Genomic DNA, 16,622 nt, shown 5'->3' on the forward strand with positions numbered 1-16,622 from the left:
CCACGTCCTAACCCGCCAAGAAGGCGTCCTTGGGCCCCGTGGTCTTTGGTTGGTCGGCAGGATCATACAGGTCGGACCTGCGCAACGCGATGGGGCAGCTCACAACAAAGCGAGGCAGATCATGAAGCTGGCAGTGGCGGGCAAAGGCGGCGTGGGCAAGACCTCGATAACGGCCTGGCTTGGGGATTGGCTGACGCGGCAGGGCCAAGACGTCTGGCTCGTGGATGCGGACACGGCCTTGTCCCTGGGGCAGGCCTGCGGACTGTCGCGGACTGAGTTACCCATACCGCTTATCGAACGCGAGGATCTCGTGCGCGAGCGCATCGGCTCGGGCATGATCAGTCTGAGTCCGCAGGTGGACGACTTGCCCGAGGCTCTGTCCGTGGAATTGCCCGGCCAGGGTCCAGGCCGCAAACGGCTGCTGGTCATGGGCTCCGTGAGCCGGGCCGGAGGCGGTTGTGCCTGCGCGGCCAACGCCCTGCTCAAGGCCTTGCTCCTGCATCTTGTAGTGGAGCGCGGAGCCTGGGTGCTGGTGGACCTGGAGGCCGGAGTGGAACATCTAGGGCGTGGCACCGTGGCGCATGTGGACGGTCTGCTGATGGTCAGTGATCCAAGCTGGCGCGGGCTGGAAACCGCGGCCGAGATCCGCCGCATGGCCGTAATGCTGGGCCTAGCCACCACGGCGCTCGTCATCAACAGACTATCCGCCGGGACCGAACCGCCAAAGTTTCCGGGCTTGTCCGAGCAAATGTTGACCTTCCCCAGCCTGGAAGGATTGTCACTGCGGCAGCTTTCTTCCCCATCCGTGCTCGGCCTGCCCGAGCAAGCGGTCATCGATGCCTTCTGCTCCCAGATTGTCGAAACGCTACGCTCCGGAGAGAGATGAACAGCTTTGGCCTCAAGTAGGCTAACGAAACACATCCTGAGCGCAGCCACCCATTTCCGTATTGCTAGAGGCGCTACGCTGCGACCGGCCTTGGCCTCTCTTGTTTTCAGATCGGGCTTGCCCACAGCCTGCCATTGAGCTGAAAAGGACTGGACGCATGCCTGCAATCTGGGTATGCGGCCCTGCATGCCCTCTCCATTCCACTCGCCAGTATCATTCTAGGAGATTTGAAGTGTCGTTTCACAGCACTGTGCTTGTGCTTTTTCTATCCATTCTGCTGGCCGGCGCCTCTCCAGCCGTCGGCATCGCCGCGGAGAACGGCTCCATCAAGGCTCGTATATCCCAAGTTGTAGCGAATGATATCGTTTACCTACGAGAACTCGTGCGCAATCCGCAACGAGCCCTGGATACATCCAGGATTCACGGGCTCCTCGAGTTCGCCACGCAGCCCAAGACCGAGCCCGCAGCTCTTGAAGTACCCTCTCTTGACGATGCCACGGGCGCTTACTTCGAGGGCACCATCAATAAGCCGTTGGCGCATGTCGTCAAGTACCAGTTCAATTCCGAGTTTCCCTCGTTCCTGGTCATACCCACATCGATACGACTCAATGACTGGGATGAGAAGCCGGCCGAAAGCGTCTCGAGCATTCTGAACAGGTTGGACTCCTCGACTGCGCCGTTCCTAATGGTTCATGGCCGCGAGCACGAGGAGATCACGCCGGATCTGGTCACAGGCACCTACTTCCGTTACGAGGTCAAGCGAACCTTCATTGCGCTCAAAGACAAGGACAGGCGCTACCTCATCAGCATCTCGATCCAGGACGAGCCGTCACAGATCGGCCGCAAGGGACTTGTGGTTAACGACGCCGACTGGGTCTACTTCTACTCCGGTATTGAGGGAGTGCCCATAACCGGCCTAGGCTGGGCCAAATCCTATATCTATAAGTCCCTCGTAGTGAATATTCTCTTCGAGCCCGAGCCCGGCAAGTCCCAGACCCGCAGCGTGTTCTTCAAATGGCTCGACGCCGGGTGGAACGGCATTAATATGACCGAGCACCATCACCTCATCGAAGGCTTCCAGCGCTTCATCTCCGGCTCCAAGGCTATGCTGGAGTCTTCCAAGCTGCCGACGTCGGAATACTTGGCCCGGCTCGTTAGCCATGTCAGGAACCTTCCCGAAGAGGAACTCACGGCCAGGCTCAAGCCATATGCCGAGTTCATGGAACGAACAGCCGCCACCAACTCCGATCTGAGACGCAGGGAATACGCTCGGCTTATCAAGAATGGCGCTTATCTGACCAAAGCCACTCGCGAGGAGCGCGAAGTCACGTTGATCAACGAGTACATGAAGGCCATCATCGGCAAGCCCACGCCCGTGGGATCTGCCCCCTTGGAGTGAGCCCGGCCGGATTGCGCCCGGTCTGTTTTAGAGCAGATTGCTTTTAAGACGCCCGCTCCGGCGTTAACGGCGCAAGTGAATTGCGCCTACGCCTACGCGGCGGCAAGCCATGCCGACGCACGGCTTGCAGAGCATTTTCAAAAGCAAAATGCTCTAACGCAGTGATTGCTGCCGAGGCTGCGAGTTGAAAGGCCAAGCTTCATGGACACGCTCATCGGGCAACCGGAAATGCTTGATATCCGCATCGCGTTGCCGGGAGCTGTTTCTAAAGCAGATTGCTTTTAAGACGCCCGCTCCGGCGTTGACGGCGCAATTAAATTGCGCCTACGCCTACGCGGCGGCTAGCCATGCCGACGCATGGCTAGCAGAGCATTTTCAAAAGCAAAATGCTCTAAATCTTAGGATTGGTGTTTATCTGGGTCGTGCGCAGATATGACATCTGCTGCCATAACCGTTGCGGCTTAGCAAAGCGCGTTCTGGAACTGAGTGAGAGATGCTGAAAGCTTTGAGCCGGATAGAGCAGGAAAAAGCATGAGCAGCTTTGATTGGGTTGAGGCTCTCGGCCTGCTGGCCGGCGCGCAGACGACCTTTGCCTTCCTGCCGCAAGCCCTTAAGGTCTGGCGCGCCAAATCGGCCGATGATATCTCCTTGGCCACCTTCCTCATCTTCTGTTCGGGCGTGACCTGCTGGTTTTTCTACGGACTGTTCATCGACTCGTTGTCCGTAATCCTGGCCAATGCCGTGACCCTAATACTGGCCGCCTCTATCGTTTGGCTCAAGGTCAAATACACTCGCCGCAAATCCATGGGCGCTTCCTGCTCGCCCGACGAATCCAGATAATCATCTCCACGGCCGCGACATGTTGCGAGCGGTCTTGCTATGTTGGCGCGGGAGGATGTGCCGCGCATGATTTCAAGACTACTCGCGGGCCGCTGGGGACCGGCCATATGGATGACGAGCCTCACGCTCCTCGGCATCGCGTCCATGATCCCCTTCAGACTTCCTGGAAGCCTACTCGACAAGATGCTTCACTTTCTGGCCTACTTCGCGCTGTCCACTTTGGCCTTCAAGGTCTGGCCCATCGGCTGCCGGCTATGGCTCGCCACGGTTCTTCTGCTCATGCTCGGAGCCGGCATCGAAATTGCCCAACTGCACCTTGCCGGACGTGAGGCGTCCTGGCTCGACATGGTCAGCAACGCTTTGGGTATTGGCACGGCCGTGCTCTTTACCTTTCGCCTGCGCGGGTCGCTCGCGAATCATCTTGTCTCTCGACGCGTCCCGCCGGTTAGGACGGCTGCCAACCCGAAGTCATAAAGGTGCGCTACTCATCCTCGCCGGTGAATCCTCCAATCCGACCATATGCGCAAGCGAAGCCGTCCTGGTCGCCAAGAAGGCTCTGGTCCTCGGCGACGGCCTCATCCGCCTCCTCCTGCAGCCACTCCAGAAGCGCCAGGGTATCATCCGTATTGCCCACGATTTTCACGAGCTCCGAAGCCCGTAGTTTGGCCAGTTCCAGAAGCACGCCCATGCGCTGGGCCCTGTTCAGGGTCCTGCCGAGATGCCGCCTATTCATCGGAGCCTCCAGATTCCCTGCGAGCTGGCTGGCGCCACTCGCGATAGAAGCTTGATCGGGCTCGTTCCTTGACCCATTTGGATCGTCCCAAAAGCTTGGCCGAGGCACGGATACGCCCCAGCAAAGCCTGGTCGATGACAGAGGCTTCGGGGTTCTGCGCCAGCCTCTCAATGAGCGCCAGCAGCGAAGCTACATCCGCACTATATGCCCCCTGGACTGCCTCGCGATACCTTTTTTGCAAGGTCCCGATATCGCCGCTCATCCCTAAATTCCTCCACATGTCCGCAAAATGTTAACTCAGCTTCCAAGCGACTGCCCAGCGAAGTCAGGATGAACACCCAACACCGAGCCAGTCGCAACATATCGCTCTCTACAACTACAACCAAGCTTGACACAAAGTAAAGGCAAAAACTTGACTCAAGTCAAGCCAAAACAGCACACACAGTAAGCCTTCTACAGATAACGGAATTTCAAAGGATATCTTGTACGCATAGAGCACCTATGAAGGCTACTAGCGGACAAACATCCGCCATTTCGACCTGCCAAGAACGTTCGTTTACGTCATTGGCTTCCTAATCAGTCGCCGTTGACTTCGCGTTCGCCATGGGGTAGGCGACAAACAGCTTCAATACCTCGTCACTTGCCGGATCGCGGGTAGCCCGTGTTCTTTCTCCCCGGCCGCACTGTCGCGGCGTTTCGCCTCAACCCGCTTCGCAATATCAAGGCTGCCAATCGCCTTGCTGCGTATTTATCCAGGGGCAACCCTGACAAGGTTCTTTCTTGTTCTTAGAGTGATTGACTCATCAGTTGACGTAGGATCACTTCGGCCTGGTGTTCGCTGCTTTTCAGCCCCTGCTTCAGGAAATTGCGGCGGCTGAAGTTAAGCCTCCAGGCAAGACCGTGAGATCGGCGCGATATGATTTTTCGGATGATGAAGCTTGATCGCCTTTAGGAGCCGCTTGCGAATTGACCTGATGCGCTCAGGATTCGGCGATCATGTTAACGACGGCCGGTTACCACCCGGCAACCCGAAACTCGAGGTTAGGAGTCTAGGAGGCTAGGCCACGTAGTGCATTCGGTTCACTTCGCTTGCATCAAACGGCCGAGATCGGGCCAGCCTGTCTCTGCTTCGGAAAGCGGACGGCCTGCACTAGATTTCCCATCGAACAAACAACAATCACCATCGCGTGACAAGGTACGGTAATCATCATGAGCAGCATCCCTATTTCGGTCGAAGGATTCCAGCGCTTGGAAAAAGAGCTGCACAACCTGAAAAAGGACCGCCCCGAAATCATCCAGGCCATCAAGGAAGCCCGCGAAGAGGGCGATTTGCGGGAAAACAGCGGCTACCATGCCGCCCGCGAGCGCCTGGGCTTGTTGGAGGCGCGCATCAGCTTTATCGAGTCGCGCATGCCACAGTTCAACATCATCGACCTTGCGACCCTGGGCGGCGATAAAGCCATATTCGGCGCCACTGTGGAAATCGAGGATATGGATACGGGCGACAAAAAGCGTTACACCCTTTTGGGCCCGGACGAAGCCGAGCCTACCAAGGGCAGCATCTCCATCCTCTCTCCTGTCGGCCAGGCTTTGCTTGGCAAGGAAGCTGGCGACGAAATCGTCGTCAATGCACCTCGCGGCAGAATCCAGTACGAAATCATTTCCATCCGCTTCAACGGATCGGGCGCGCCCAAGAATTGATGCTATCTGCCCTGGGCGAACCTCTCCATAGACCAAGATAGACAAGGGCCGGAAGCATGTGCTTTCGGCCCATTCTTTCGATAGCCACCCGCTATCATGCGCATAGGTCCACTTCCACGTCCCCGCCCCAAATAGCCAGAGGCGGCAGCATGCTTCCGGCTGGCACGAGCAATGCGATCATCTCGTCGGACACACGCTGGACGATGCCCGGGCTTTGCAGGAATCCACAGGCATCCACCAAGCCTGCGAGTCGCCCAGGCCGCAAGCGCTCGATTTCATATATGGCCAAGCCCTGTCGCGGCACCACCAGTTCGGCACACTCGGTGAAGACCCTGCGCCATTGGTCCCTGCGCCGCATGGCCCGCTGTTCCGGCGACCTGGGCCGGACCTGCGCGGCCACATCCAACTCAACAAGGTGAAAACGGGAGTCTGCGCGCCAGGGGCCGAGAACTCCCTCCAGTTCCTCTGCCTTGCGCAAGGCCACAATGCTGCCCGGCCTGAGCAACTCGGCTTTCCAACGTTTGAGGGCCACACCACCGCCCTGACGGGAGACGAGGCCAGTTGTATCGATCACCAATCGCGTCACTCCGAGCTCCATGGCATGATCACGCAGGCATTGCACTCCGGCCAGGACCGGCAGCATGTGTCGCACAGGGCTCGTGTCTCCCACGAACCAGCTAGCGCTGGTATGCAGTGAACCAGCATGACCTGAAGCCGGCACCGCCAGACTCATAGCGCCGGGGATGCCGTAGCTGGGCTGACCCATGTCCGCGTCCAGCAATCCCACGCTTTCGCCCCTGGTCGTAAGGGTATTTGCCAGCCATATCGCAAACGTCGACTTGCCCGTGTCCGTGGCGCCTATCACTAGCACAGGACCAGGAGCCAGCTCACGGGCAAGGCGCTCCCATGCGGCAGGCACGAGAATGCTCGCCCCCATGTCATGCGAACGGCTCATGACATGTCCTCATGACAGAGTGTTTCAGCCGATATCGATAAACGAGCAGTCACCTCTCCGCCCATCCCGCGGTCATAGGCTTCTCCTCTCATGAATATAGCAAGCGCTCGACGGATCGAGAAATAGTCTTTTCAGGTTCAGCCACTGCGGTAGGCGTAACTGAAGGCTGCTCCAGCGACAGGATACGGGGCAGACCGGCAATACGTTATTTACTGACTGGCGGATCAGACTTTCCGCCATCCCGGAAACAAAAAAAGCCCCGGAGAAGATCTCCAGGGCTTGATATCGCTTTCCATCGGCGCGTGCCGAACTATTACTATTGTCCGCAGACCTCATCGTACTCTCTAACCAACTCCTGCATGAGTTCCTGCACGGAGATGATCTTGTCTACACGATAGGCATTGTGGCCGGCGAAGACCAATCCATTTGCGACCTTGCCCTGCGTGGCGCTGATCAGCGCTTCGGAGATGCAGAACGGCGCGTTACGGAAGTCGCAGCCATGCACACAACGGTAGAGACAAGCCTTGGGCTTCCTGCCGCCCTGATCCACTTCGTCAAGGAACGGGTTGCGGATAGCACGACCGGGCAACCCAACAGGGCTCTTGATAAGCGCCATGTCGCTCTCTTTGGCATCCAGATAAGCCTGCTTGAACTCAGGAGCAGCATCGCACTCGTGGGTAGCCACAAAACGCGTGCCCATCTGCACTCCTGCCGCACCCATGCGCAGGAAGCGGCAGATGTCCGCGCCCGTGTAGATGCCTCCTGCCGCGATAACCGGGATCGGCGCACCGGCAGCATCCGCAAAGGGTTGCACTGCCGCAATGACTTCGGGGATGAGTTGTTCAAGCGTATGCGCGGGTTCATCAACCTGTTCGGGTTTGAAGCCCAGATGCCCGCCGGCCAGGGGCCCTTCAACCACAACGGCATCGGGCAGGCGGCCGCGCTGCTTCCATTTCTTACATATGATCTGTGTCGCGCGGCCCGAGGATACGATGGGCAAAAGCTTGGGCGCAGCCTTGCCTTCCATTAGCTTGGGTAGGCCCAGGGGTAATCCGGCTCCGGAGATGATGAGATCGACGCCTTCTTCCACGGAGACCTCGACCATATCATCGTAATTGGTCAAGGCGACCATGATGTTGACGCCCAGCACGCCCTTGGTGAGGCTACGAGCCTCGCGGATGTGCCTGCGTAGCGCGCGCTTATTGGCTTCGCGGAAGTTCTTCTTGAAGTCCGGCTCGTCCCAGCCGATGTCGGCTGTGGCGATGATGCCGATTCCTCCGGCGTTGGCCACGGCCGCGGCCAGACCCGACAGCGAGATGCCGACGCCCATGCCGCCTTGTATAATAGGCACCGGAACCGACAAATCACCAATTGTAAGTGGTGGCATAGCCATTTTGTTCTTTACTTTCCTTTCTCGTAAGGTGCTTCAGCCGTGTCTTGGCGCTTGCGACCAGGACCGGCTCGCGTAATCGGGCCCAACGGGCTTTTAGCGGACACGGAGAAGCCGAGGGGCTGTTCAAGGATTGAACTCCACTTGCCAAGTTCGGATCGGGGATTTGGAAAGGCCGCCCCTTCCTGCAGTCTCATGATTGCCCGGTCCGCATGGCCTCTCCTGCCTTCAATCGAGGCAAACAAGCCAGAGGATGATGACGAATCCGGTCGAATAGAGCAAGTCTACGTAGCGCAGAAAGTGAGCAAGCTCAAGCTGTTTAGACGGCAAATAGACGCGCCGCACGGGCATGCGTACTCACCGACATATCAATAATAAGACTTTGGAGCGCATTGTCTCAGAAAGCTGCAACTTTTTTCCAAGCCCTTTTGGAGCACGTGCTTATCATTCTCCAGACGCCTAGGATTGAATTCTAATACCGATCAAACTCGATTTCTTATGAAATAGCTCGCTACGCCCCGGAAATGCTCGCCCCTAGGAGACTTCGCGTACTCGGGCCAATTAACAGCGAAGTCACGCCCAAATGCACGACATCAGACAAACAAGCTTACCCGCTCGACCTCCTCCGACGTACAGGTTACCAGAAACCGGAGGTCAATTGTATGCAAAGGAGTCACCTCGGCCACGATACACAACAAATCCGATGAGTCTGACAGCCCTGCTCTTTGGCAGACCGGCCGGACTTGGAAGCGCATGGTCGGGCTTGTGCATAAACTTCACGCCAACCTTGAATGGCCTATTTGAACGGAAGACATCAAAAAAGGCCCCGAGGGGCCTTGGAGAACATATTCGAAACTAAAACGAAGTGCTAACCGCAAGAGGAGCAACTGCTGCAGCTTCCGCCGCCACCAAGCTCCATCTCGGATTTGACCACAAAACCCATGGGCGACATGTCCACGGTCACGGGAGACGCCTTCGTGTAAAGCTCCTTCTCCATGACGAACTTGTAGCCGTTGTTCTCCACCACCTCGTCGGCATTGGTTGGCTCATCCAGAGCCAAGGCAAGACGCGGGCCGCCTCAGCCACCAGCGAGATAGATACGGATGGGGGAGACTTCCTTATCCTTGAAATAGTTGTCGATCTGCTCTTTGGCAGTCTTGGTAAGCGAAATCATCTCGACCTCCATGTGATTGGTTAAAACTGAGTTAAGAGCTGGCGGAGATAATGTCAAACCAGAAAAGCGTGATCATGGTCACATCTAGTTAAGCCATTGTCCCCCAGCCCTTCACTCGCTAGCATGCCTTCAAAACCTAAGGAGCTTCCAGGTATGACGCAACATCCTTTCCTCTTTCTTTCGCCCTCCGGCTCAACCCGCGTAGCGGCATGGGCGGCTGCGGAGGAACTTGGCCGCCTGGGCGCGCAATGCCGCATCACGGATATCTCGCCCGTACTGCGCCGGGAAGCTCCCTTGCCTAATCCACTTCCTGGCGAATGCCTGTGGGTCGGCTCGCCCGTGTACTGCGACCACGCCTTGCCGCAGGTCATGGATTGCATTCCCGAATTGTCTCCATCTGACGGCCGCAGCGCCGTGCCTTTTGTGACCTGGGGCGGCATCTGCAGCGGCACGGCGCTGCTGGAGATGGGCGCGACCCTGGAGCGGCAAGGCTATGCCATAATGGGGGCGGCCAAAATCATGGCAGAGCACGCCAGCCTTTGGCGTTATCCCAATCCATTGGGCAGGGGCAGGCCAAATCAGAGCGACCTGGAGCAGATGCGCTTGCTGGCCAGAGCCGTGCGCCAACGCCTTGTGGATAGAGAGGCTGGTAAGCTCGCGGGGCGCATTACCTCCACAACGCTAGACTACCAGACCGAGCGCAACAAGAACAAGGCCGCGGCCGCATCACTGGAAGCGGCCAAGCGCCGTGCGTCGCCCCTGCTGGCGGATGGGGCACGCTGCAGCGGTTGCGGACTGTGGACATCTGTCCGGTAGGGGCCAGACGCATGGCTTCTCCGCCCTCGCCTGACGAGACTTGCATTCTATGCAAGGCCTGCGCGTGCTGCTGTCCCCAGGAGGCCATCACGGTGGATACCTCGGGCTTTCTGGAACGCTTGCGGTCAATGGCCGCCGAGTGCGGCGAGGAGCAGGAAACGCGGGTTTTCCTCTAACTCGGACAGGAAACCGCCACCCATACTAGCGCCCTCCTCCAGAAAGCTTTCGCTAAAGTCATGGAGCCAGGCAATCACCTTTAATCCGAGTTTCCTATATTAGGATGCAGTAGCGTCCTGACAGATCGGAGCTTGGGCTGCTTGATCAACTTGGCATGAGAAACGCTGGAGCGGGTAATACTCATTCCAACCTGGGCGTGGCTGCGTATCTCTGCTATCCTTAGGCAGGAGGTGCAGCATGCTCAAATGGGCGCTTATCTTCTTCATCTTGTCCATCGTCTTCGGATTCTTCGGCTTCACCGGCGCGGCCAGATTCAGCAAGGGCGTGGCCAAGTTCTTGGTTGTCCTGTTCGTCATCATGCTTTTGCTGGCCATTCTCTTCATCGTCTTGGCCGCCATGGCTGTTTATTAGGCCTGCGCCAAGCCGCATGCCCACGCTTGCGAGCCGGGGCGCAAGTCCGTATGATCCCGCGTTTCCGCACGAACTTGTTGATGGAGGCGCGGGTAAGGCATGAAATATCTGTTCCTGATCGCTGACGGCATGGGTGACTGGCCCTTGGACGAACTCAATGCGCGCACGCCCCTGCAGGCAGCCGTCACCCCGCACATGGACGCCCTGGCCAAGCAGGGAATCGTCGGCACTTGCCGCACGGTGCCGGCGGGCATGCCTCCCGGCTCGGACGTGGCCAACATGGCTCTGCTGGGCTTCAACCCCGCCAACCATCACACGGGCCGGGGCCCCATCGAGGCCGCGGCCCAAGGCTTGGAGTTGGCCGACAACGACCTGGTCTGGCGTTGCAATCTCGTCACGGTCAGCGAATTGTCGGTAAACGGCTTCATGCGCGACTACTCAGCGGGCCACATCACCACCGAAAAGGCCATGCCGCTCCTCCGTGGCCTGCAGATGCGCTTCGGCAGCCCGCGCTTCACGTTCCATCCCGGCGTGCAGTACCGCCATCTGCTGGTGCAGAAAGGCGCGGCGGGCAGCGACGAAGCCGGAATCCACGTGCAGCCCCCCCACGACATAACCGACAAATCCATCGCCGCCTCCATGGAATCGTACAAGGCCAATCCTCCACTCAATGAGCTGGTCATGCGCGCCTCGCACTGGCTGGCCGAAGATGCGGACAACAATACCAAAGCCAACGCCATCTGGCCCTGGGGACAGGGCCGTCCCCTGCGCCTGCCCTCGTTCGAGAAGGCCCACGGCCTGAAAGGCGCGGTCATCTCGGCCGTGGATTTGATCAAAGGCCTTGGCCGGGCCGCTGACATGGAGGTGCTGGACGTGCCCGGCGTAACTGGCCTTCTAGATACGAACTACGCGGGCAAGGTTCGCGCGGCCCTCGATTTCCTCAGCCACGGCGATTTCGTGTTCGTGCATCTGGAAGGACCTGACGAATGCGGCCATGGAGGCGACATCGACTGCAAGGTGGAAGCCATCAACCGTTTCGACCGGCTGATAGTCGGCCCCTTGCGTGAGGCACTCGTCGGCGAGCCCGCTGCCTTCCTGGTGACCTGCGACCACCTGACGCCCATCGCCCTCAAGACCCATCATGCCGACCCGGTTCCCTTCCTGCTCAACTGGCCCGGCTGTTCCGAGCCATCAGGTGTGGGAGAGTTCAACGAGCTTTCTGCCGCGCAAGGCGTGCGTGTCTCAAAGGGACACGAACTGCTGCCTTGGGTCCTTGCGAAGACTGGTCGAGGAGCGTAGTCGAAAGCCCGCAGGTTTGCCAGCCTGCGGGTTTTGACGTACTTTCACCCGCCGAAGCCGACCCGCACAGGAGCCCGAAAATGGAATCCTTTCCACAACCTGAGACGACTTACCGCTTTCACGTCTCCTATGGCGAGACCGATGCCATGCGCGTGGCCTACTACGGCGAATTCTTCCACTGGTTCGAACGCGCCCGCAGCCAGTTCATCCGCGAACGCGGCATGAGCTACTCCGAGGTGGAAGCGCGCGGACTCATGCTGCCCGTACGCAATGCCACCTGCCGCTACCTGCGTCCCGCTCGCTACGACGAACCCGTGGGAGTGCGTTGCGGCATCAGGGATTGGGGACGCGCGTCCATCACCTTCGTCTACGAGGTCTACGGACCGCCCGACTCCTCCACCCTGCTGGCCCGCGGCGAAACTGAACACGCTTGCGTCACGCCGGAGGGTAAGCCCGTGCGCGTACCCGACTGGCTCAAGGCCATGTTCGGCACCTAACCAGCGCCTCCACTCCGCACTTAGAGCATTTTGCTTTTGAAAATGCTCTGCAAGCCATGCGACGGCATGGCTTGCCGCTAGCTACGGCGTAGGCGCAATTCACTTGCGCCGTCAACGCCGGAGCGGGCGTATTAAAAGCAATCTGCTCTAGTTGAAAGCGCTCTGCGCCGCCGGATTACAATCTGTCGGCCAGCAGACTCTTTTCCGCATATCACCAGGTTGCATAAGCTACTGAGTCGTAACACCTTAAAAACGTCATGTTCATAAACGAGCCTCTCATGATCATCCTTGCCATACATGTTCTTTTTATATTCCGCACGCATGTGCGCAACCCATGCAAGTAGCTGAAATGGAAAAGATAAATATGCACATAGCCATGTTCTTTACCACGGGAGGGCGGCCATGAGCATGGACATCCACGCCCACGCCTTCCATCCCAAGATTGCGGCCAAGACGATCAACCAACTTCAGGGACATTACGATATCCATGCTCGAGGCAACGGCCTGGTCGAGGATCTCCTGGCCCGCGAGCGCGCCGCAGGCATCGCCAGGGTGGCTGTGCATACCGCAGCCACGGCGCCATCACAGGTCATCCCTGCCAACAACTGGGCTCTGGATCTCGCGCGCAACCATCCCGAGATCGAGGCCTTCGGCACTATGCACCCGGATTTCCCGGACATGGAACCCGAACTGGACCGGCTGCGCCAAGCCGGCATCCGCGGGCTCAAATTCCATGCCGATTTCCAAGGTTTCTTCCTGGACGATCCGCGCTTCTATCGCGTGCTGGAAGCCGCTGGCAGCGATTTCGTGCTCATGTTCCATGTGGGCGATCGCCTGCCGCCCGAGAAAAATCCAACCTGCCCGCTCAAGCTCGCGCGCATCCGGCGCGAATTCCCCGGACCGACCATCATCGCCGCTCACTTCGGAGGCTATCTGCACTGGGATTGGGCCATCGAACACCTGGCGGGTTCCGACGTCTATATGGATACATCAAGCGCCCTGCCCTTCATGAGCCCTGAGCAACTTCAAGCTATACTAAGCCGCCACCCGTTCGAGCGGCTGCTCTTCGGCAGCGATTATCCCTTGGCAGACCCAGGCGAGGAGATGGAACTTGTGCGCCGCCGCCTGCGACTGTCGGACAGCCGCCTGACGGACCTGCTGGAGAATGCCGAACGGCTCTTTGCGGATGTCAGCGCACAGTAAGGTTGATCGTTCGACCCAGGCGGAATGGCGGATTGGCAAGGCCAGCCTCAATATTCAAGGCTAGCCCAAGTTGGTTGGAGAAGAGCACTGACCTCCGCGATGCGCGTCAGCTCTTGCGCAGGTATTCCTCAAGTGCGACGAAAAGGTGCTCGGCCGTCTCCAGAGCCCGCTGCTTGCGTCCTTGACGCGCCGAGTTTTCCAGCTCCGTGGCCAGCGCATAAATGGATTTGGCCCCGGCGAAGTGTGCACCGTTACGCAGCCCGTGGGCCTCGTCCGATAGACCTTTGAGGTCGTGGGCTTCTTTATGGACACGTAGTGCGTCCAGACGTTGAGGTACTTCCGCCAGGAACATGCGCTTGATGACTTCGCTACGGTCCGGAACCGGCGGCTGGGGCGGCCGAGCGACCTGATTCCGGGAACGCCCCCCGCGCGTGCCCAGGGCATGGACGATCTCGCGCTCCAGCTCCTCGAAGTTGATGGGCTTGAGAACATAGGCGTCCATGCCCGCCTCCATCGCCTTGCTCCGATCCTGGCTCAGGGCGTACGCCGTTAAGGCCACAATAGGGATATCCGCCCAAGGCTCGTCGTTGGACGAGCGAATGATGCGCGTGGCCTCCAACCCATCCATGTGCGGCATTTGGATATCCATTAGGATCAGATCGTAGGGCTTACTCCTGAGCTTCTCCAACACGATCCTTCCATTTTCGGCAATGTCCACGGAGTGGCCCATGGCTTCGAAATAATCCTTAAGGAAGAATTGGTTGATGCGGTTGTCCTCGGCCAGCAGCAGACTCAGGGACTGCCGGTCCTTGAGTCTCACGGGCGACGAGGTGGATGGAGCCGGCTGGGCCGGTTTGCTGACGCTGGCTATGGGCAATGTGAACGAGAAGGAACTGCCTTTGCCCGGCATGCTCTCGACCCAAATCCTACCTCCGAGCATCTCCACGAGGCGTTTAGATATGGCCAACCCCAGCCCCGTACCTCCAAAGCTCTTGGAGTACGAACTGTCGAGTTGACTAAAGCTCTTGAACAACCTGGCCTGCATGTCCCAGGGTATGCCCAGGCCCGTATCATGCACGCAGACAAGAAGCCCCATATCTCTACTATCGCGGTTGTCGTTCGTGACCGAAATCTCCACACTGCCCTCCTCGGTGAACTTGATGGCATTGGAGACGAGATTGGTCAGAACCTGACTGAGCTTGTCAGGATCCGCAAGCATCCAGGCCGGGACTTCGCTGCCTATACTCACAACCAGTTCCAGACCCTTCTCCTGGGCCTGATAGCGATAAGGACTGACCGCTTTCTCCAGGAGCGCGGCCAATTCGAATTCCTGCTCATAGACATCCAACTTGCCCGCCTCGATCTTGGACAGATCCAGGATATCATCTATGATGGCCAGCAGGGCATGGGCGGAATGCTTGATCATGCGCACGTACTCGTCTCTTTCGCGCGGTTCCGTGATGAACGAAAGTCGCTCGGCAAGTCCCAGCACGGCATTGAGCGGAGTGCGTATCTCATGGCTCATGTTGGCCAGGAACTCGCTCTTGGCCCGGTTGGATTCTTCGGCCTCTCTCTTGGCCTGGCGCAGCCTGTCCTCCAGGCGCTTGAAGCGGGTAATGTCGCGCACCACGGCCAACACCGAACCCATGGAACCCGCCGCATCCTGTACCGGAGTGAGTCGCGCCTGCATGTGCCGCTTGTGACGGACGGAATCCAGCTGAAAGGATATGGACGAGTCCTTACCGCTCAGCAGAACCTGCCGCAGGTGGCTATTGAACACCCCGGCGACTTCGCGCTCAGGTATGATCACCTCGATGCCCTGGCCCAAGTAGTGCTCCGGTGGTTGGCCTGCCAGACTTTCCACCACTGGGTTGACGTAGCGGATACGCAGGTCGCGGTCGTGGACGAGAATGAGGTCCGAGGCGCTGTCCATCAGCGTTTTGTATTCCTGTTGAACCTGCTGGAAGGCCCGTTCGGCTATCAGCCTGCCGGCGCTCTCCCGCTCGACCGCGCCCCGGACCGCCTCCAACTCGGAGAAGCGGCGCTCCGCCTCGGCACGCAGGTCGATATGCCTGAGCCCCAGAGTCGCAAGCCCTGCCATGCTCTCCACAAACATGCTATCCAGCACATCTCCTTTGCATCGCCTGTCGGTCACCAGCAAGACGCCTCGGCTGCCCTCAGCGGCAGACCACAAGCTCGTGCCTATGAGATTGCTGCCCAATCCGTAACCGCAGGCGCATTGCAGGCCGGCTTCGCTCCCATCGCCCAATTCCACAACCGTTGGCTCCTGAATAAGCTTTCGGCACAGGCATTCTTCCGCAGGCGAGAACTCCCGACCCGGAGCCCAACACGGTGGAACCCGACCCGACACAGCCATGACGTGGAAGGTCAGATCCGGCCCTACCAGAGCCGCCATGGCCGCGGAGCCGGAAGTAACTTCCAGGGCTCCGTCCACGATATGCTGCATGACTTCGCTCATGCTGTTTCCAGCGAGCATCTCGCCCCCGATACGGGTGAGAATCCGCATGCGACGCAGTGCCTCTTCGATGTATATATCCGACGAGCGAGAGTCGTGCCCGTCAGGCTCGCGCCGCGCGTCCTGCTCGTCCGACTTCAGACCAGATCCGTGTTTCGTCGCATGCTGCCAGCCCATGCGTCCGTCCCCCTTGTTGGACGATGCCTATTCGATACCCGGCTCCATACCAAATGCCATGGACCGGGCCAAAAAGGAAATGGTCGTCCTTGGGGCCGCTGGCTGCAAAATAGATTTCATAGACCAGCGACGGCTTTCGTCTAGGGCCTGTTAACTCTACTTGTCATTGTCTAATCTCTGGCTAGCTTGTTGGTATGCAAATAACCAGAGAGCAGTATCAACGCATCGCGGATAGCTTCCCTCGGCAGCGGGGCAATGTCTCTCTAGATAACCTGCAAGTTATTAACGCCATTTTGTATGTTCTAGAACAAGGTTGCAAGTGGCGCGGATTGCCTAAGCACTTTGGAAACTGGCATTCCATATATACTCGCATGAACCGTTGGAGCAAAAGCGGTGTTCTAGATAGAATATTTACGCGGCTCCAGGAAGAGCAGATGATCTCAATCAAAGTCACTACGGCATCCCTGGACAGCACAAGCGTCAAAGTG

The 16,622-nt window shown here is 58.5% G+C and carries 18 protein-coding genes; 12 read left to right on the forward strand and 6 right to left on the reverse strand.

Translation table 11 applies throughout. The features are described 5' to 3' along the window. Nucleotides 1–121: 121 nt before the first annotated feature. From H585_RS0113305 to H585_RS0113320, 4 genes are all read left to right on the forward strand, one after another. Nucleotides 122–886, forward strand: coding sequence for an ATP-binding protein (locus tag H585_RS0113305; protein ID WP_027368179.1), 765 nt, complete (start codon nucleotides 122–124; stop codon nucleotides 884–886). 232 nt (nucleotides 887–1,118) lie between these two features. Then, nucleotides 1,119–2,285 carry a hypothetical protein gene (locus H585_RS0113310; RefSeq protein ID WP_027368180.1) on the forward strand — a complete coding sequence of 389 codons (1,167 nt, stop codon included), beginning with the start codon at nucleotides 1,119–1,121 and terminating at the stop codon, nucleotides 2,283–2,285. Nucleotides 2,286–2,816: 531 nt separating this feature from the next. Beyond that, nucleotides 2,817–3,125, forward strand: coding sequence for a SemiSWEET family sugar transporter (locus tag H585_RS0113315; RefSeq protein ID WP_014260823.1), 309 nt, complete (start codon nucleotides 2,817–2,819; stop codon nucleotides 3,123–3,125). A 66-nt stretch (nucleotides 3,126–3,191) separates the two neighbouring features. After that, nucleotides 3,192–3,599 carry a VanZ family protein gene (locus tag H585_RS0113320; protein ID WP_244432550.1) on the forward strand — a complete coding sequence of 136 codons (408 nt, stop codon included), beginning with the start codon at nucleotides 3,192–3,194 and terminating at the stop codon, nucleotides 3,597–3,599. 7 nt (nucleotides 3,600–3,606) lie between these two features. Here H585_RS0113320 and H585_RS0113325 read toward each other — a convergent pair whose 3' ends face one another. Further along, on the reverse strand, nucleotides 3,607–3,858 hold the full coding sequence (locus tag H585_RS0113325; protein WP_027368182.1) for a hypothetical protein: 252 nt from the start codon (nucleotides 3,856–3,858) through the stop codon (nucleotides 3,607–3,609). After that, on the reverse strand, nucleotides 3,851–4,120 hold the full coding sequence (locus H585_RS0113330; RefSeq protein WP_014260820.1) for a hypothetical protein: 270 nt from the start codon (nucleotides 4,118–4,120) through the stop codon (nucleotides 3,851–3,853). Before H585_RS0113330 ends, H585_RS0113325 begins: the two co-directional genes overlap by 8 nt. A gap of 947 nt (nucleotides 4,121–5,067) precedes the next feature. Here H585_RS0113330 and greA point away from each other — a divergent pair. Further along, a complete protein-coding gene (greA, locus tag H585_RS0113335) occupies nucleotides 5,068–5,559 on the forward strand; it encodes a transcription elongation factor GreA (protein WP_014260819.1) in 492 nt (163 codons plus the stop codon). 94 nt (nucleotides 5,560–5,653) lie between these two features. On the opposite strand, the gene H585_RS0113340 is transcribed toward greA, so the two are convergent. The 3 genes from H585_RS0113340 to H585_RS21445 form a co-directional block, all read right to left on the reverse strand. Beyond that, a complete protein-coding gene (locus tag H585_RS0113340; protein ID WP_027368183.1) occupies nucleotides 5,654–6,514 on the reverse strand; it encodes a Clp1/GlmU family protein in 861 nt (286 codons plus the stop codon). Between the two features lie 316 nt (nucleotides 6,515–6,830). Further along, nucleotides 6,831–7,907, reverse strand: coding sequence for an NAD(P)H-dependent flavin oxidoreductase (locus H585_RS0113345; protein WP_027368184.1), 1,077 nt, complete (start codon nucleotides 7,905–7,907; stop codon nucleotides 6,831–6,833). Between the two features lie 865 nt (nucleotides 7,908–8,772). After that, on the reverse strand, nucleotides 8,773–9,078 hold the full coding sequence (locus H585_RS21445; protein WP_014260815.1) for an IscA/HesB family protein: 306 nt from the start codon (nucleotides 9,076–9,078) through the stop codon (nucleotides 8,773–8,775). 153 nt (nucleotides 9,079–9,231) lie between these two features. On the opposite strand from H585_RS21445, the gene H585_RS21450 reads away from it, so the two are divergent. The 6 genes from H585_RS21450 to H585_RS0113380 all read left to right on the forward strand — a co-directional run bounded on the left by H585_RS21450 (nucleotide 9,232) and on the right by H585_RS0113380 (nucleotide 13,481). Next, complete coding sequence (locus tag H585_RS21450) at nucleotides 9,232–9,894, forward strand: 4Fe-4S ferredoxin (protein WP_244432551.1); 663 nt, start codon at nucleotides 9,232–9,234, stop codon at nucleotides 9,892–9,894. A gap of 11 nt (nucleotides 9,895–9,905) precedes the next feature. After that, the gene (locus H585_RS23710) at nucleotides 9,906–10,070 is read left to right on the forward strand and encodes a hypothetical protein (protein WP_244432552.1); all 165 of its coding nucleotides are present in this window, start codon (nucleotides 9,906–9,908) and stop codon (nucleotides 10,068–10,070) included. Nucleotides 10,071–10,308: 238 nt separating this feature from the next. Beyond that, nucleotides 10,309–10,482: a DUF1328 domain-containing protein gene (locus H585_RS22585; protein ID WP_005984025.1), complete on the forward strand. Its 174-nt coding sequence runs from the start codon at nucleotides 10,309–10,311 to the stop codon at nucleotides 10,480–10,482. Nucleotides 10,483–10,581: 99 nt separating this feature from the next. Further along, complete coding sequence (locus H585_RS0113370; protein ID WP_027368185.1) at nucleotides 10,582–11,781, forward strand: cofactor-independent phosphoglycerate mutase; 1,200 nt, start codon at nucleotides 10,582–10,584, stop codon at nucleotides 11,779–11,781. An 80-nt stretch (nucleotides 11,782–11,861) separates the two neighbouring features. Next, nucleotides 11,862–12,278, forward strand: coding sequence for an acyl-CoA thioesterase (locus H585_RS0113375; RefSeq protein WP_014260812.1), 417 nt, complete (start codon nucleotides 11,862–11,864; stop codon nucleotides 12,276–12,278). A 402-nt stretch (nucleotides 12,279–12,680) separates the two neighbouring features. Next, nucleotides 12,681–13,481 (forward strand): amidohydrolase family protein, encoded by an 801-nt coding sequence (locus H585_RS0113380; protein WP_027368186.1) that lies wholly within the window; start codon nucleotides 12,681–12,683, stop codon nucleotides 13,479–13,481. 106 nt (nucleotides 13,482–13,587) lie between these two features. On the opposite strand, the gene H585_RS0113385 is transcribed toward H585_RS0113380, so the two are convergent. Continuing rightward, nucleotides 13,588–16,134 carry an ATP-binding protein gene (locus H585_RS0113385; RefSeq protein ID WP_027368187.1) on the reverse strand — a complete coding sequence of 849 codons (2,547 nt, stop codon included), beginning with the start codon at nucleotides 16,132–16,134 and terminating at the stop codon, nucleotides 13,588–13,590. 194 nt (nucleotides 16,135–16,328) lie between these two features. Between H585_RS0113385 and H585_RS22590 the strand changes: the two genes are divergently transcribed. Further along, nucleotides 16,329–16,622 (forward strand): transposase (locus H585_RS22590; protein WP_081678661.1); only part of this gene is annotated, 294 nt, incomplete at its 3' end.

It is taken from the genome of Desulfocurvibacter africanus subsp. africanus DSM 2603 (assembly GCF_000422545.1).
Taxonomy (GTDB): domain Bacteria; phylum Desulfobacterota; class Desulfovibrionia; order Desulfovibrionales; family Desulfovibrionaceae; genus Desulfocurvibacter; species Desulfocurvibacter africanus.

Coding starts and splice junctions, on each gene's coding strand:
- H585_RS21450 (WP_244432551.1), top strand. CDS start 9,232: ATGACGCAACATCCTTTCCTCTTTCTTTCGCCCTCCGGCTCAACCCGC.
- greA (WP_014260819.1), top strand. CDS start 5,068: ATGAGCAGCATCCCTATTTCGGTCGAAGGATTCCAGCGCTTGGAAAAA.
- H585_RS0113385 (WP_027368187.1), bottom strand. CDS start 16,134: ATGGGCTGGCAGCATGCGACGAAACACGGATCTGGTCTGAAGTCGGAC.
- H585_RS0113370 (WP_027368185.1), top strand. CDS start 10,582: ATGAAATATCTGTTCCTGATCGCTGACGGCATGGGTGACTGGCCCTTG.
- H585_RS0113375 (WP_014260812.1), top strand. CDS start 11,862: ATGGAATCCTTTCCACAACCTGAGACGACTTACCGCTTTCACGTCTCC.
- H585_RS0113330 (WP_014260820.1), bottom strand. CDS start 4,120: ATGAGCGGCGATATCGGGACCTTGCAAAAAAGGTATCGCGAGGCAGTC.
- H585_RS0113340 (WP_027368183.1), bottom strand. CDS start 6,514: ATGAGCCGTTCGCATGACATGGGGGCGAGCATTCTCGTGCCTGCCGCA.
- H585_RS0113380 (WP_027368186.1), top strand. CDS start 12,681: ATGAGCATGGACATCCACGCCCACGCCTTCCATCCCAAGATTGCGGCC.
- H585_RS22585 (WP_005984025.1), top strand. CDS start 10,309: ATGCTCAAATGGGCGCTTATCTTCTTCATCTTGTCCATCGTCTTCGGA.
- H585_RS23710 (WP_244432552.1), top strand. CDS start 9,906: ATGGCTTCTCCGCCCTCGCCTGACGAGACTTGCATTCTATGCAAGGCC.
- H585_RS0113305 (WP_027368179.1), top strand. CDS start 122: ATGAAGCTGGCAGTGGCGGGCAAAGGCGGCGTGGGCAAGACCTCGATA.
- H585_RS0113315 (WP_014260823.1), top strand. CDS start 2,817: ATGAGCAGCTTTGATTGGGTTGAGGCTCTCGGCCTGCTGGCCGGCGCG.
- H585_RS0113320 (WP_244432550.1), top strand. CDS start 3,192: ATGATTTCAAGACTACTCGCGGGCCGCTGGGGACCGGCCATATGGATG.
- H585_RS0113325 (WP_027368182.1), bottom strand. CDS start 3,858: ATGAATAGGCGGCATCTCGGCAGGACCCTGAACAGGGCCCAGCGCATG.
- H585_RS0113345 (WP_027368184.1), bottom strand. CDS start 7,907: ATGGCTATGCCACCACTTACAATTGGTGATTTGTCGGTTCCGGTGCCT.